The organism is Falsiroseomonas bella, from assembly GCF_003173615.1.
Lineage (GTDB): Bacteria > Pseudomonadota > Alphaproteobacteria > Acetobacterales > Acetobacteraceae > Falsiroseomonas > Falsiroseomonas bella.
In genome coordinates this window covers 92,604-107,697 of the sequence record NZ_QGNA01000008.1, presented here as the reverse complement: position 1 = coordinate 107,697, position 15,094 = coordinate 92,604, and the positions used below count along the sequence as shown (strand labels likewise).

Annotated in this window: 15 protein-coding genes; 8 read left to right on the top strand and 7 right to left on the bottom strand. The window is 71.7% G+C overall.

Annotated elements, in window-relative coordinates; genetic code table 11:
• Positions 1–144: 144 nt before the first annotated feature.
• Positions 145–324, bottom strand: a complete 180-nt coding sequence (locus tag DFH01_RS26575; RefSeq protein ID WP_109873563.1) for a Flp family type IVb pilin — start codon at positions 322–324, stop codon at positions 145–147.
• 354 nt (positions 325–678) lie between these two features.
• Here DFH01_RS26575 and DFH01_RS26570 point away from each other — a divergent pair, with 354 nt between their 5' ends.
• The 7 genes from DFH01_RS26570 (at position 679) to DFH01_RS26540 (ending at position 6,493) form a co-directional block, all read left to right on the top strand.
• A complete protein-coding gene (locus DFH01_RS26570; RefSeq protein WP_158287918.1) occupies positions 679–1,926 on the top strand; it encodes a pilus assembly protein TadG-related protein in 1,248 nt (415 codons plus the stop codon).
• Positions 1,927–2,069: 143 nt separating this feature from the next.
• Positions 2,070–3,380, top strand: a complete 1,311-nt coding sequence (locus DFH01_RS26565; RefSeq protein ID WP_109873561.1) for a Tad domain-containing protein — start codon at positions 2,070–2,072, stop codon at positions 3,378–3,380.
• Positions 3,377–3,793: a TadE family protein gene (locus DFH01_RS26560; RefSeq protein ID WP_109873560.1), complete on the top strand. Its 417-nt coding sequence runs from the start codon at positions 3,377–3,379 to the stop codon at positions 3,791–3,793. The genes DFH01_RS26565 and DFH01_RS26560 overlap by 4 nt, the downstream gene beginning before the upstream one ends.
• A complete protein-coding gene (locus tag DFH01_RS26555; RefSeq protein WP_109873559.1) occupies positions 3,771–4,151 on the top strand; it encodes a TadE/TadG family type IV pilus assembly protein in 381 nt (126 codons plus the stop codon). Before DFH01_RS26560 ends, DFH01_RS26555 begins: the two co-directional genes overlap by 23 nt.
• A 50-nt stretch (positions 4,152–4,201) precedes the next feature.
• The gene (locus DFH01_RS26550; RefSeq protein WP_158287917.1) at positions 4,202–4,936 is read left to right on the top strand and encodes a sensor histidine kinase; all 735 of its coding nucleotides are present in this window, start codon (positions 4,202–4,204) and stop codon (positions 4,934–4,936) included.
• A 95-nt stretch (positions 4,937–5,031) separates the two neighbouring features.
• Positions 5,032–5,760: a response regulator transcription factor gene (locus DFH01_RS26545; protein ID WP_109873557.1), complete on the top strand. Its 729-nt coding sequence runs from the start codon at positions 5,032–5,034 to the stop codon at positions 5,758–5,760.
• A 22-nt stretch (positions 5,761–5,782) separates the two neighbouring features.
• Entirely contained in the window at positions 5,783–6,493 is a 711-nt protein-coding gene (locus tag DFH01_RS26540; RefSeq protein ID WP_109873556.1) for a response regulator, read from the top strand.
• A 51-nt stretch (positions 6,494–6,544) separates the two neighbouring features.
• Here DFH01_RS26540 and DFH01_RS26535 read toward each other — a convergent pair whose 3' ends face one another.
• The 6 genes from DFH01_RS26535 to DFH01_RS26510 form a co-directional block, all read right to left on the bottom strand.
• Positions 6,545–9,760, bottom strand: coding sequence for a PAS domain S-box protein (locus DFH01_RS26535; RefSeq protein WP_109873555.1), 3,216 nt, complete (start codon positions 9,758–9,760; stop codon positions 6,545–6,547).
• A gap of 185 nt (positions 9,761–9,945) precedes the next feature.
• Positions 9,946–11,076 (bottom strand): DegT/DnrJ/EryC1/StrS family aminotransferase, encoded by a 1,131-nt coding sequence (locus tag DFH01_RS26530; protein ID WP_109873554.1) that lies wholly within the window; start codon positions 11,074–11,076, stop codon positions 9,946–9,948.
• A gap of 10 nt (positions 11,077–11,086) precedes the next feature.
• Complete coding sequence (locus DFH01_RS26525) at positions 11,087–12,076, bottom strand: NAD-dependent epimerase/dehydratase family protein (protein ID WP_109873553.1); 990 nt, start codon at positions 12,074–12,076, stop codon at positions 11,087–11,089.
• Between the two features lies 1 nt (position 12,077).
• Positions 12,078–13,133: a dTDP-glucose 4,6-dehydratase gene (gene rfbB, locus DFH01_RS26520; RefSeq protein ID WP_109873552.1), complete on the bottom strand. Its 1,056-nt coding sequence runs from the start codon at positions 13,131–13,133 to the stop codon at positions 12,078–12,080.
• Between the two features lie 78 nt (positions 13,134–13,211).
• Positions 13,212–14,138 carry a potassium channel family protein gene (locus DFH01_RS26515; RefSeq protein ID WP_146217156.1) on the bottom strand — a complete coding sequence of 309 codons (927 nt, stop codon included), beginning with the start codon at positions 14,136–14,138 and terminating at the stop codon, positions 13,212–13,214.
• A 44-nt stretch (positions 14,139–14,182) separates the two neighbouring features.
• Entirely contained in the window at positions 14,183–14,536 is a 354-nt protein-coding gene (locus DFH01_RS26510; RefSeq protein ID WP_109873550.1) for a RidA family protein, read from the bottom strand.
• 52 nt (positions 14,537–14,588) lie between these two features.
• Here DFH01_RS26510 and DFH01_RS26505 point away from each other — a divergent pair, with 52 nt between their 5' ends.
• Positions 14,589–15,086 (top strand): YqhA family protein, encoded by a 498-nt coding sequence (locus DFH01_RS26505; RefSeq protein ID WP_158287916.1) that lies wholly within the window; start codon positions 14,589–14,591, stop codon positions 15,084–15,086.
• Positions 15,087–15,094: the final 8 nt, after the last annotated feature.

The following is a 15,094-nucleotide window of genomic DNA, read 5'->3' as shown; positions in this document are numbered from 1 at the left end:
CCACCCGGGCGGGGATGGCGCCGCAGCGCGCCGAAGCCTGGAGCCGCTTCGCGGTTCCGCCGGACTGGCGGCGGCTGCTCCAGCTTCATCGCCTTCTGGAGGATGGCCGCCCGATCGGCTTCTTCGCCCCGATCCTGCCCTGCCTTACGACGGCACCTTCGACAGCATCGTGTCGTAGATGTCCGTCAGCAGCGTATCGAGCGGACCGGTCAGCCCGGCCACCGCCACGACCACGAAGGCCGCGAGGATCCCATACTCGATGGCCTTGAGCCCGCGCCGGTCGGCCAGCAGGCGACGGAGCGGCGCACCGGCCATCGCGATCATCGCAGTCTCCTCGAACGGACGCGTTGCTGCCGGCGCTGCGCTGTAGCCAGAAGCGGCCGGCGGGAGCCTTCGCGCCTGTCCAGCGGCGGAGACAACCGAGACGAGTCTTAAGGCCTTGCGCAGGAACGTTGCAAACGCGAACTGCGGCGATCCGCGGAATTCCTACAAAATCGAACAAGCGCAGGCGCCTTCCTCCCGCCGCGTCGTGCCGAAAGCCAATCGTTACCATTTCAAACGCGTTCATCTTTCCCGTGCCGGCATAACTGCCTCATGTCGGCATCAAAACATCAGCGCGAAACAATATTTTCTCGCCTTGCGCGGTCGCTGCCGCGCGACCGGCGGGGCGTCACGACCATGGCCTTCGCCGGAACCGCCGTGGTGCTGTTCGGCGCGGTGGCCATCGCCGCCGATGCCGGCGTCTGGTACTCCGCACGGCGCGGCGCGCAGAACGCCGCCGATGTCGCCGCCGCCGCGGCGGCAACCTCCCTCGCCATGTCCGGCGCCGCGCCGGCCCGCACCGCCGGCCTCGACGTGGCCGCGCGCAACGGCTTCCCGAACCTGGCGCCGACCAGCGTCGCGGTGAACATCCCGCCCAGCAGCGGTGCGAATAGCACCAACCCCTCCGCCGTCGAGGTGATCGTCCGCCAGCAGCAGAGCCTCGGCGCGGCCGGCTTCTTCCTCAGTGCCGCGCCCACCGTGCAGGGCCGTAGCGTCGCCTCGTTGCGCGACGCCAGCAATGTCTGCGTGCTGGCGCTGACCGGCACCCTCTCCTTCGGCGGCAATTCCGTGGTGGATGCGCCGAACTGCGTGCTCGCCTCGAATCGGCGGAGCCTCGCCGGCGTCGAGACCAACGGCAACAGCTTCGACGTGATCGCCTTCAGCCTCAGCACCGTCGGCAGCTGCCCGAACTGCACCAGCAGCCGCTTCCAGCTCACCCAGCGCGCCGCGGAATGGCAGGTGCCTGTGGAGAACCCCTTCGCCCACCTGGATGCGAAGCTGCTGCCCATCTTCAACGCCGGCACCTGCCTCGACCCGGGCAACAACCCGACCTCGCTCGCCCCCTACGAGACCAATGGCCGCCGCGCCTATTGCGACGACATCCGGCTCAGCGGCAACCGCACCCTGACGCTGAGCCCCGGCACCTACTACCTGAACAACGCCTCGCTTTCGCTGCAGGGCGGCACCTTGCGCTGCCCCACCTGCACCGGCGACAGCGGCGTCACCATCGTGCTGACCGGCAGCCCGGGCTCGATCGGCGACATCACCATCAACGGCAACGCCAATGTGGAGAACCTGCGCGCGCCGAACGCACCCGCGGACCCCGACTTCCGCGGCGTGCTGCTGTTCCGCGACGGCCGGGCCACCAACACCGGCAGCAACGGCAACCCGCCCGTGCGAATCAATGGCGGGGCCAACCTGACCCTGATGGGCGGGATGTATTTCCCGAACGCCCATTCCCGCTTCAACGGCACGGCCGGCACCGCGCTCTGCGGCGTGCTGGTCGGCGCCTCCTTCGAGTTCACCGGCAATGCGGGCGTCGCGCGCTGCGGCGAGGTGGGCACGCGCGTGCCGCAGACCCGCATCGTGGTCGTCGCCGAATGAGGCCCGCCGCGGCCCATCCCGCCGCCCTGCAAGCAATCCGGCGGCGCGGACGGGACATTTCCTGACAAGTTCGAACGCGCATCGTTAATCGAATGGCAGCATACCTGTGTTCGACAAAAGACAGGCGTGTTGTCAGGCCAGCCATGACGTCGTTCACCCCCCGGACGCTTCTTCGCAGCCTTCGCGCCGACCGCCGGGGCGTCAGCTCCCTCGCCTTCGCGGCCGCCGCCGTCGGCTTCTTCGGTGCCGTGGCGATCGCCGCCGATGCGGGGGTCTGGTACTCCGCGCGGCGCGGCGCCCAGAACGCGGCCGATGCCGGATCGGCGATCGCCGCCGTGGCGCTCTCCATGTCAGGCGCCACGCAGGCCCGCACCGCCGCGCTCGACGTCGCCTCGCGCAACGGCTTTCCCAATGTCGCGCCGACGACCGTCGCGGTGAATATTCCCCCGAGCTCGGGTCCGAATGTCGGCAACGCCACGGCGGTCGAGGTGGTGATCCGCCAGCAGCAGGGCCTCGGCGCCGCGGGCTTCTTCCTCTCCACCCCGCCGATCGTGCAGGGCCGCAGCGTCGCCTCCCTGCGCGAGGCCTCGAATGTCTGCATCCTGGCGCTGAACGGCCAGCTCTGGGCCGGCGGCAACACGGCGGTGAACACGCCGAACTGCGTGCTCGCTTCCAACCGCCGCAGCATCCCCAGCGCGGAGATCGTCGGCAACAGCCTCTCGATCAACGCCTTCAGCATCTCGACGGTCACGACCTGCCTGAACTGCGAGAACGGCAACGTCGTCCTCGCCCAGCGCTTCCGCGAATACCAGCCGCCGACGCTCGACCCCTACACCGCACTGAACACGAAGGTCATGCCGCGCGCGAGCAACGGCTGCACCAACCGCGGCGGCGGCAACAACCGCAACCTCACACCCTTCGAGAAGAACAACCGCGAGGTCTATTGCGGCGACATCCGCATCAACGGCGGCGAGGTCGTCACGGTCGAGCCGGGCACCTACTACCTCTTCAACGGCTCGCTCTTCGTGATGGGCGGCGGCTCCCTCACCTGCCCCACCTGCACGAACGGCGAGGGCGTCGTCTTCGTCTTCACCGGCGACCCGGCCTCGATCGGCGGCGTGCAGATCGCCGGCAATTCCACGGTGAACATCCGCGCCGCCCGGCTGCCGAAGGATCCCGACTACGCCGGCATCCTGTTCTACCGCGACATTCGCGCCACCACGAACAACATCAACAACCCGGCGGTGGACATCGCCGGCACGGCCGGCATCAACCTGGCCGGCGGGATGTATTTCCCGAGCAGCCATGTCCGCTTCATCGGCACCAGCGGCACCGTCGCCTGCAGCGTGCTGGTCGCGAACTCGATCGACTTCCAGGGCACCTCGGACGTCACCGGCTGCGCCGAGACCGGCACGCGCGTGCCGCAGACACGCATGGTGGTGGTTTCCGAATGAGGCGCATCCTCGGCCTCCGCCGCCGCGCCGGCACCGCCTCCATCGAACTGGCCCTGCTGGTGCCGGTGCTGGCGGCCGTGCTGGTGGGCATGTTCGACTGGGGGCTGGCGATCGAGCAGCGCATCCGGCTGCAGACCGCGGCCCGCGCCGGCGCGCAGCAGGCGCTGCGCACCCCGGCCGACACGGCGGCGATCACCGCGGCGGTGCGCGCGGCCGCGCCCGACTTCGCCTCCCTGTCCATCAACCCGAGCCCGATCTGGTGCGAATGCGGCACCACCGCCACGGCCTGCACCAGCGCCTGCGAAGGCGGGCTCGCGCGCTTCGTGCGCGTCTCCGTCAGCCATCCCTTCTCGCCGATCACCCCGGCGGGCCCAACGAGTGTCTCGGCCAATGTCACGCTCCGTCTCCAATAGGGCGCGGCGCGGCAGCGTCTCGCTGGACTTCGCCGCCATCGCGGCGACGCTGGTGATCGCCCTGATCGCCTGCGTGGATGTCGGCCGCTACGTGGCCACGCGCACGGCGCTGCGCGCCGCGGTGGGCGAGGTCGCCCGCGCCGCCATGACGGACGCCGCGATCACCGGCTCGGAAACGCCCAAGGCGCTCGCGCTCGCCCGCGTCTCGCTGCTCGACCCCGCGCAACTGACCATCCAGGTCAACCGCGCGGCGACGACGGTGACGGTGCAGGCCTCCTACACCTTCAGCTTCATCAGTCCCTTCTTCGGCGCGGAGAAGGATCGCAGACTGGCCGCGTCCGTCACCACCCCGATCTGATGCGGCGTTCGGAGGACAGGGTGGCAGGATACGAGAGACCGGGGGCGCTGATGCAGCGGGAGACACCCGAAGGCGGCAGCTGGATGAATGTGCCGGCCGATCCCGGCGCGCCGCTCGACTCCGCGGCGGCGCTGGCCGGTGCGGTGGCGCATGACCTCGGCAACATGCTGACCGTCGTGCTCGGCAATGCCGAGCTGCTGGTCGAGGGCCTGGCGGACCGGCCGGAGCTGCTGGAATTCGCCACCCTGATCCTCGGCGCGGCGCAGCGCGGCACGGAGCTGACGGCGCGGCTCGACCGCTTCGCCCGCCCTCTCCGGGAGGCCGCCGGCCCGACCGATGCCGCCGCCGCGCTGCAGGCCTTCGGCCGCCGCCTCGCCTACAGCCTGCCGCCGGAGATCCGCCTCGACCTGGCGATCGCCCCGGACCTGCCCGCGATCGCGCTCGCCGAGCCCGCGCTGGTCGGCATCCTGGACGAGCTGGTCTCCAATGCGCTGGCCGCGATGCGCGGCAAGGGGTGCCTGCAGATCCGGGCCGAGAATCATTTTCTTTCGCACAAATCTCCACGGATCGTCATTGTCGTGCAGGACGACGGGCCCGGCATGGCGCGCGAGACACTACGCCGCGCCACAACCGCCCGCTTCACCGCCGGGGTCGCGGGACACAAGACCGCCATTGGACTTGCACTCGCAATGCGTGTAGTGCTGGCCGCAGGGGGACGACTGCAGATTGCATCCAACCCGGGCGAGGGCACGCGTGTGAGTCTGGATCTTCCATCAATATCATGAGGATGAGGACGAATGGCTCGCTCTTACCCCTTGATCACGCGCGCGTGTAATGTAAGGTTGCATTGGTTAACAGAAATGCACATGTTCGTAGCGCCATGAACACCTCCGGATCCGTCCTGGTCGTGGAAGACGACGCCCAGGTCGCCTCGACCATCGCCGGCGCCCTTGAGCGGGATGGCTGGCGCACCGAAACCGTGATGTCCCTCGCCGAGGCGCGCGAGCGGCTGGAAGCCAGCCGCCCGCGCATCATCGTGGTGGACATCGGGCTGCCGGACGGCAGCGGCATGGCCTTCGTGCGGGAAGCCGCCGGCCAGCCCGATCTCGGCATCGTCGTGGTCACCGGCCGCAGCGAGGAGGTGGACCGCGTGGTCGGCCTCGAGCTCGGCGCCGACGACTACGTGACGAAGCCCTTCTCCCTGCGGGAGGTCACCGCCCGCGTGCGGGCGCTGTCCCGGCGCATGGACAGCCGCGAGGCCTCCGCCGCCGGCGGCGCCCCGCCCGCGCCCGCCGAAGCCGGCCCGGCCGGCTGGCAGATCGGCGACGTCCTGCTCGATCCGCTGCGTCTGAAGGTGATCGCCGCGGACGGCACCGAGGTCCGCCTGACCGGCGGCGAGGCCGGCCTCCTCAAGCTCCTGCTCGAGGCGCCCGACCGCACCGCCGAGCGCGAGACCATCGCCGAGCGCGTGCTCGGCCATCGCCTGATGCCGCACCAGCGCGGCGTGGACCAGCTCGCCTCGATGCTGCGGCGCAAGCTCGCCGCCGCCTCGGAGCAGCGGATCCAGGTGCTGGCCCTGCGCGGGCGCGGCTATCGCCTGGTTGCCTGAACGGGCGGAGGATGGCGCCACGATGATCCGGCAGGCTGAGAAATCCGCGCCTCGGCTGCCGGGCATCCTCGTCGTGGACGACGAGCGCCAGATCGTCGATCTGCTCACCCGCTACCTGGCGCAGCACGGCTATCGCGCCCTCGGCGCCTATTCGGCCGCCGAGGCGCGCGAGCGCGTGCTGGCGGATCCGCGGATCGCGGTGATGATCACCGATGTCCGCATGCCCGGCGAATCCGGCCTCGCGCTCTCCGAGGAACTGATCCGCCATCGCCCGGACGCCGCCGCGCTCGAGGTCGTGCTCATCACCGGCGCCGGCATCGGCGAGCATGCGCCCGCCGTGCTTGCCGCGCAGGGCTTCGAGATCCTGCGCAAGCCGTTCCGGCCGAGCGAGATGGTCGCCGCCGTCGCGCGCGCGCTCGCCACCAGCGAGCAGCGGCGCCGCGCCGCCCCGGCCGGCGAGCCCGCCCTGGCTGGCTTCGCCGAGGAGCAGATGGCCGCGCCCTCCCCGCCGCCCGCCGGGCTGCGCGCGCCGCTGATGCCGATCATCGCCGCAGCCGAGGCGCTGGTGGAGGCATCCGCCCCCGACGAGGCCGAGACCCGCGAACAGGTCCGCCGCATCCATGCCGCCGCGCTTCGCCTGCTCGCCATGATCGACGAGAGCGAGGCCTCCTCAGACCATGCCGGCGGCATGCGCGATGCCCCGCCTTCCCGGGGCGCCGGCGCGGCCGGATAGCGCGGCGCTCGCCGCCTCGCATCCGCGGGTCGCGGCCCCGGCCTTCCGCCTTCAGCCCGCGTCCATCGTCGCCGCCCGCGTCGCGGCCTCTGCCAATGCGCGCCCGACGGCATCGCGGAAGCGCCTGATGTCGTAGGGCTTGCTCAGGATCTCGAGCGCCGCCTGGTCCGGCGCGCGCTGGCCGAATTGCTGCTCCGCATAGCCCGAGGTGCAGACCACCGCGAGGCCGGGCTGCAGCCGCCGCGCCGTCTCCGCCAGCTCGAGCCCGTCCATCTCGCCGCCGAGCACCACATCGGTGAACAGCAGGTCGAAGCGGAAGCCGGAGCCGAGGATCTCGAGCGCCTCCGCCGCGCCCTGCACCGCTACGGGCTGCATGCCGACCTGCCGGCACAGCCGCACCGCGGCCTTGCGGACATCCGGCTGGTCCTCCACGACCAGCACGTCGAGCCCCGCCGGCAGCGTCGCCGGCGCCTCGCCCTGGAGCCCCGCCGGCCCCGCCGCGGCACCCTCCGCCACGACCGGCAGGTAGAGGGTGAAGCAGGTGCCCTTGCCGGGCTCGCTGCTGACCGTCACATGCCCGCCGGACTGCTTCGCGAAGCCCAGCACCATGCTGAGGCCGAGCCCGGTGCCCTGGCCGGGCGACTTCGTGGTGAAGAAGGGCTCGAAGATCCGCGCCCTGATCTCCGGCGGCATCCCCGTGCCCCGGTCGGTCACCGCGACCATGGCATACTGCCCCGGCGCCAGCCCGTCCTCCTCGCCGAGCTCGCCCGCGCGCACCGCGACCAGCCGCGTCTCGACCACGATCGGGCCGCCGCCCGGCATCGCGTCCCGCGCATTGACCAGCAGGTTCAGCAGCGCCGCCTCCAGCTGCGCCGGATCGGCCGACACCTGGGGCGTCGGCCCGGCGATGAGCCGCAGCGGATAGCGCTCGCCCAGGGTGCGCTGGATCAGCTCGATCAGCCCCGGCAGCATCTCGTGCAGGTCGAGCGGCTGGGGCCGCAGCGGCTGCCGCCGCGCATAGGAGAGCAGCTGGCTGGTCAGCCGCATGCCGCGCTCCAGCGCGCCGCGCGCGGCCTCGATCAGGTCGGGCGCGGTGCGGCCCTCATGCGCCTCGTCGGCCGCCATCTCCAGGCTGACGGAGGCGACGGTCAGCAGGTTGTTGAAGTCATGCGCGATGCCGCCGGTGATCTGGCCGAGCGAGTTCAGCCGGTCCGCCTGGCGCAGCGCCGCCTCCGCCTCGCGCTGGGCGGTCACGTCCTGCACGTAGCCGAGCACGGAATCCGTCCCGCCCGCCGGGTCGCTCTCCCAGCGGCCTTCGGCGCGGCAATGCACCAGCCGTCCGTCCGGGCGCCGCACGCGGAACTCGAAGGCGCCGGGCTGGCCGGTGCGCACGATCCGCGTCAGCGCGTCGCTGACCGTCGCGCGGTCCTCCGGCACCACCAGCGCGAGCGCGGCGGGTCCCGCCGGCACCGGCGCCGCCGGATCGGTGCCGAGGATCGCATGCACCTCCTCCGACCAGGAGACCTGCTGCAGATCCGCCTGCCAGCGCCAGGTGCCGAGCCGCGCGAGCCGCTGCGTCTGGCGCAGCTCCACCGCCTGGCGCTGCAGCGCCGCGCGGGAAAGGCGCAGGTCGCGCTCGAAGCGGGTGCGCGCCGTGACGTCCAGCGCCGCCACCAGCACCGCGCGCCGCCCGGCGAATTCGGTCAGGTGCAGGCTGATCTCGACGATCTTCTCCTCGCCCCGCGCCGTCAGGTGGCGCCAGGGGCCGGAGGCGCCGCGCGTCCGCCGCAGCTGGGCCGAGGCGGCGCGCGCCGCGGCGCGGTCCTCCTCCGGGCGGATGTCGAGGATGGTCATGCGCAGGAACTGCTCGCGCGACCAGCCGTAATCCTCGATCGCCGCGTCGTTGACGCTGAGGAAGGCCAGCGTCTCCTGGTCGTAGATCCACATCGGGATCGGGTTGCGCTCGAACAGGCTGCGGAAGGCGGCCTCGCTCTCCGCCAGGCGCAGCGTCGCCTCGTGCTCCCGCGTGATGTCGCGCACCATGGAGACGAGGTGCGTGCAGCGCCCCGCGGAATCGAAGACCGGGGCGATGTGCAGGTCCACCCAGACCTGGCTGCCGTCCTTGCGGCGGAACGCCGCCTCCTGCCGCATGCGCTGCTTCTGGCGCAGCGCGTCGGCGATCGCGCTCCAATCCGCGCCGTCCGCGCCGTTGCCCTGCAGCAGCCGCGGCGCGCGCCCCACCAGCTCGGTCGCGGAGAAGCCGGTCAGCGCCTCGAAGGCGGGGTTCACATGCACGATGCGCCCCTCGTCCGGCGCCGCCTCGGTGATCAGCACCGCCTCCGAGCTCGCCTCGACGACGCGGCGGTGCAGCACCGTCCGCTCCTCGTCGCGCAGCATCTGCAAGAGCGGCCGCAGCGTCGCGGCGGCATCCCGCACCAGGTCGAGCAGGTCCGGCCCTGGCGCCGGGCAGCCCAGCAGCAGCACGCAGCGCTCATCCGCGATGCGCACCGGCGTCGCCACCAGCGTCATGGGTGGGCTGCCCGCCGCCTCGCGCAGCAGGGCGTGCCGTATGCCTGAGCCCGGAACCTCCAGCTGGCGCTGCCGCCCGCCGACGATCGCCGCGCCGAGCAGCGGGTCGGCGATGCCGATCGGCGCCGCCCGGATCGCATCCAGCAGGCCCGGCCCGCCCAGCGCCGGGGACGCGTGGCCGCCGACGAGCTGCAGCGTCGCCCCGTCCGCGCCGAGCCGGTGCAGCGTGCAGAGCAGCCCCCCGGTGGCGCCGCAGAGCGCCTCCGCCGTCGCCTCGATCGCCGCCTCGTAGCCGGGCGCCTCGACCGCCAGCGCCTTCAGCCGGTCGGCCAGCAGGCTCCAGGCAAGCCGGCTCGCCTCCGGCTGGGTGTCCGGCAGGCCCTCGCAGGACGCGGCGGCGAGTGCCGCGAGGTCCCGCAGCGTGCCGGCCTCGTCCGGGGCGAGGTCGCGGCGCGGCCGGCGGTCCAGCACGAACAGCATGCCGAGCTCGCGCCCGTCGGACGCCACCACGGGCGCGCTGGCGCGGAAGGCGAAATCGGTGACGGCGACCTCGGCGGGGGATTCGCTGGCGCGCAGCCCATGGGTCGCGCCGAACACCTTGCCCTCGGCATCCTGCAGCCGCAGCACGGCGGCCGGGGTGCCGAGCATCCGCGCGGCCATGCGGACGATCCGGCGGCCGGCATCCTCAGGCGCACCCGCCAGCCTCGGCTCGATCGGCTCGGCTGCGGCGCCACCCATTCCTCGCCCCACTCCTCCCCCGCGGCCGCAGCCGGGTGCCAGGCGGGCAGCAACGCGTCACGCGCGACGGCGCGACGTCATCTCACCCGTCACGCGAAAGTTAGCACGTGGGCTCGCAGAAACGGAAGCGTCCGGCGCACGGGCGCACGCGGGCGATGCGCCGGGCCGGGCCGGTGCGCGCCGGGTCAGAGCCGGCGCAGCGCCCCGCAGACCTGCTCCACCTGCGCGTCGGTCAGCTCGGGGAACATCGGCAGGCTCATCACCTCGCCCGCCGCACGCGCCGTTTCGGCGCAGCCGGCGGGCCCGAGCGGCGTGCGGCCGGCATAGGCCGGCTGCAGATGCACCGGCTGCGGGTAGTGGATCGCGGTCGCGATGCCCTCCGCGCGCAGCCGCGCCATCACGGCGGCGCGGTCCGGCGCGCGCAGCACGTACTGGTGGAAGACATGGCCCGCATCCGCGCGCCGCGCCGGCGGGGCCAGGCTGCTGCCGGAAAGAGCCGCGTCATAGGCCGCCGCGATCGCCTGGCGCCGCGCGATGCCGGCATCGAGCGCCGTCAGCTTCACCCGCAGGATTGCCGCCTGCAGCTCGTCCAGCCGGGAGTTCACGCCGACATCGCTGCTGATGTAGCGCTCCTTCCAGCCATACTGCCGGATCGCGCCGATGCGGTCGGCGAGGTCCGCGTCATCGGTGGTCAGCACGCCGGCATCGCCCAGCGCGCCGAGGTTCTTCGTCGGATACAGCGAGTAGCAGGCGACCCGGCCAAGGTTGCCGACCTTCGTCCCGCCGAGCGTCGCGCCATGCGCCTGGCTGCAATCCTCGATCACCGCCACGCCATGCGCCGCCGCCGCCTTCAGCATCGGCGCGAGGTCGCAGGCCTGGCCGTAGAGATGCACGGGGATGATGGCGCGGATCGGCGGCAGGCCCGGCGGCGGGTCCTCCAGCACGGCCACCAGCTCGTCCGGGTCCATCGTGTAGGTGTCGGGGTCGATGTCCACCAGCAGCGGCGTCGCGCCCACCATCTCGATGGCGGCAACCGTCGCGACCGCGGTGTGGGAGACGGTGACGACCGTCGCCCCCGGCCCGATGCCCAGGCCCCGCATCGCCAGCGTCAGCGCATCCGTCCCGTTGGCGCAGCCGATGGCGCGCGCGGCACCCTGCCACGTGGCGTATTCGCGCTCGAAGGCCTCGCCTTCCTTGCCGAGGATGTACCAGCCGGAGGCGAGAGCGCGCGCCACGGCGGCGTCGATCTCCGCCTTCTGCGCGCGATACCCCGCGCCGGGATCGGCCTGCGGGACGGTGATGGTGGTGGCGTTCATCGGAGAACCCTCAGGCGATGTATTCGGCCAGCCGCGGCCGGTACCAGTCCAGCGACCGCCGCAGCCCCTCGTCCAGCTCCACCCGCGGCCACCAGCCGGTGGCGGCGCGGAAGGCGCGGTCGTCGGCGGCGAAGCTGCCGATGTCGATCGGCGCGCGGTCGGCCGGAAATTCCTTGATCTCGTAGCGGCCGGCGCCGCCATTCGCCGCGATCAGCCGATCGGCCAGATCCTTCAGCGACAGCGGCGGCGAGCCGCCGAGGTTGAAGGCGCGCCCGCCCACCTGCGGCTCATGTGCATGCTGCGCGGCGCGCAGGAAGGCGTCCACCACGTCGTCCAGATAGGCCAGGTCGCGCAGCTGCTCGCCGCCCCACACCTCGAAGGGCTCGCCTTCCAGCACGCGGCGGATCCAGATCCCCAGGAAGGTCTGCCGCGCATCCTTGATGCGCAGCCGCGGCCCATAGCAGTTGGTCAGCCGCAGCGAGACCACCGGGCGGTGATGCACCCGGTTCTCCAGCAGCCAGTACTGCTCGCCCGCCCATTTGGACACGCCGTTGGCATCCGGCGGATTGACGGTGTGCTTCTCGTCCACCGGCAGGTATTGCGGGCGGCCGTAGAACTGGCGTGTCGAGGCATGCACCACCACCGCCTTCGGCGCCGCCTCCCGCAGCACGCCGATCAGCCGCACCTGCGCGACGGCGTTGATCGCGATGTCGGCCACCGGGTCGCGCTGCCCGCCCATATGGCTGGTCTGCGCCGCCATGTTGAACAGCACGTCGATGCCCTGGCAAAGCGAATGCAGCTCGGCGTCGCGGATGTCGCCGCGCACCAGCATCACGTTGCTGCCTTCGAGGTTCAGCGGACTCGCCCCGCCATCCGGCACCATCGCATCCAGCGCCACCACGCGCGCGCCCTGCGCGGCCAGGGCATGGCAGATCCCGCTGCCGAGGAACCCGGCGCCGCCCGTCACCAGAACGCGCTTGCCGCGCCAGTCGCCCTGCATGTCAGTGCTTCCCCAGCCGCTCGCCGGCATAGCGCCTTTCGCGGATCGGCTTCCACCACGCCTCGTGATCCAGATACCAGCGCAACGTCTTCTCGAGCCCCGCCTCGAAATCGTGCTTCGCGCGCCAGCCCAGCGCCGCCTCGGCGCGGGAGGGATCCATCGCGTAGCGGAAATCGTGCCCGGGGCGGTCCTTCACGAAGGTGATCAGCCGCTCCCGCGGTCCGGCGGGATCGGGACGCAGGCGGTCCAGCACCGCGCAGATCGTCTTCACCACCTGCAGGTTCGTGCGTTCCTGCCGCGGCCCGATACAATAGGTCCCGCCCGGCTGCGCGGCGCCGAGTGCCGCCTTGCACAGCGCCTCCGCATGGTCGTCCACGAAGATCCAGTCCCGCACATTCGATCCGTCGCCATAGACGGGCAGCGCCTTGCCCTCCAGCGCGTTCAGCGCGACCAGCGGGATCAGCTTCTCCGGGAATTGCCAGGGGCCGTAGTTGTTCGTGGTGTTCGTCACGAAAGTCGGCAGGCCGTAGGTGTGCTGCCACGCCCGCACCAGGTGGTCCGACGCCGCCTTCGACGCGGAGTAGGGGCTGCGCGGATCATAGGGCGTCGCCTCGTGGAAGGGCGGGTCGCCGTGATGCAGCGCGCCGAACACCTCATCCGTCGAGACGTGGTGGAACCTGAATTCATCTTTCGCTGGGGCGTCGAGCGCGGACCAATGCGCGCGCGCCGCTTCCAGCAGCACCTGCGTGCCGACGACATTGGTGCGGATGAATTCGGCCGGCCCGTCGATCGAGCGGTCCACATGGCTCTCGGCGGCCAGGTGCATCACCACCTGCGGCCGCCATTCCGCGAAGGCCGCGCGCATCGCCTCGGGGTCGCAGATGTCGGCGCGCAGATGCACATGCCGCCGGTGCCCGCGCGCCTCTTCCAGCGCATCGTGGCTGGCCGCGTAGGTCTCCTTGTCCACATTGACCACGACATGGTCGGTGGTGCGGATCAGATGTCGGACGACGGCCGAGCCGATGAAGCCCAGGCCGCCGGTGATCAGGATGTGCATCGCGTCGTCCAGCCCGGCTTCAATCTCGGCGCGGATTGCGGCGGAAGCGCGACCGGCCGGGGGCGGCGGGATGGTCGCTCATTCGCCGGGCGGAGAATGCCCCGGCTCGTCCTCCCGGTCGAGACGCGCGCCCCGCTCCGGCCGGGTCCGACGTGCGCGCAGGATCTCCGCCACGCCGAACAGCAGCAGCAACTGCCCCGCCACGACCTCCAGGCTGGCCAGCACGCGGATGCCGTCGTCATGCGGCTGGATGTCGCCATACCCCACGGTGGACAGCGTCGCGACGGAGAAATGCAGCGAGTCCGCATAGCTGATGCGGATCGGCCCGGCCGGCCCGTTGAACAGCGGCCGCGCCGACAGCTCGTCCGCGATCCGATAGGCCGAGGCGAAGCCGACCACCAGCAGCGCATACATCAGCAGGAAGGCGACGGCGGGCACCACCAGGAAGCGCGCGCGGGCGCCGATCTCGTGCACGATCAGCGAGACATCCACCATCAGCCGTATCACGTCGCGCACCGCAAAGGCGGCGATGCCGGCCACGCCCGCCATGGCGGCCAGCAGCGCCACCGCCTGGAGGTCTGGCGGCAGCCGGTTGATCGGCAGGACGAAGCAGGCCAGCGCCACCAGGCTGGAGGAGAGCAGCCAGCGCGAGGCATGCGGCAGGTGGTCCAGCTCATGCGCCGTCTGCTGCGCCGCCACCGCGTCCAGCTCGCGGTGATGCCGGAGCACCATCGCCACGAAGGCCAGCACCGGCAGCAGGAAGCCCAGCGCGCGCGACCAGGGCAGCGCATCCGGGAACTGCGCGTGGCCGAGCACGACGAAGAGGCTGGCATAGATCGCGAGCCCCGCCGTCATGCCGAAGGCGAAGTGCAGGCCGCGCGGGAACAGCCAGTAGACCACGCCGAGCGCGAGGGCGGCCGCGCCGATCACGGCGAAGGGGAACATGTGCCCCTGGTCGCCCACCCCCCAGGCCACGACGACGGAGAGCGCCAGCGTGAACCCCATCGCCCGCATCCAGCCGGGCGGCAGCGGCCGGCGCCCCGGCCGCGTCATCGCGGCGCCAGCGCCACGCCAGTGATCTCCACCTTCCAGGCCGGGTCCACCAGCGGCGCCTCGATCGTCATCCGCGCCGGCTTGTGGCCGGGATCGAGCCAGGCGTCCCAGGCGCGGTTCATCGCCGGCGCGTCGCGGATGTCGGCCAGCACCACCGTCACGCTCATCAGCGCGCGCTTGTCGGTGCCGGCCTCGGCCAGCAGCGCGTCGATCTGGCGCAGGATGTCGGCGGTCTGGCCCTCCGCATCGGCGGTCGCGTCATCCGCGACCTGCCCGGCGAGCCACACCAGCCCGCCCCCCACCACCGCGCCGGACAGGCGCGCCTCCTCGGCGATTCGGCGGATCGTCATGCTTCCCTCCGGTTGCGGCTCACGGCTATTGGATCGCTTCCGGGAGACTGACATGCTGACGATCATCGACAAGACCATCCTCGCCAGCCGTTGGCTGCTGGCGGTGTTCTTCCTCGGCCTCGCCGCCGCGCTCGCGGTCTATGCCGTCCGCTTCCTGTTCAAGCTGTGGAAGTTCGCCGTCGGCGTGCTGACCACCGAGGACACGAAGCACCTGATCGAGCTGCTGCACCTGCTGGATTCGGCGCTCGTCGCCTCGCTGGTCATCATGGTCGCGCTGTCTTCCTACGACAGCCTGGTTTCCCGCCTGACCACCGACGAGAACGAGCGCAAGACCTCCTGGGTCTCCACGATCGATCCCGGCAACCTGAAGGTGAAGCTGGCGACCGCGCTGGTCGCGATCTCCTCCATCCACATCCTGCAGATCTTCATGGAACTCGACCAGTACGACGACCGCAGCGTCTTCTGGGCGCTGTTCCTGCACGGATCCTTCCTGGCCGGCGTCGTCGTGCTCGGGCTGCTCGACAAGCTGCAGGGCAAGGGCGCGAAGTAGCGCGCGCG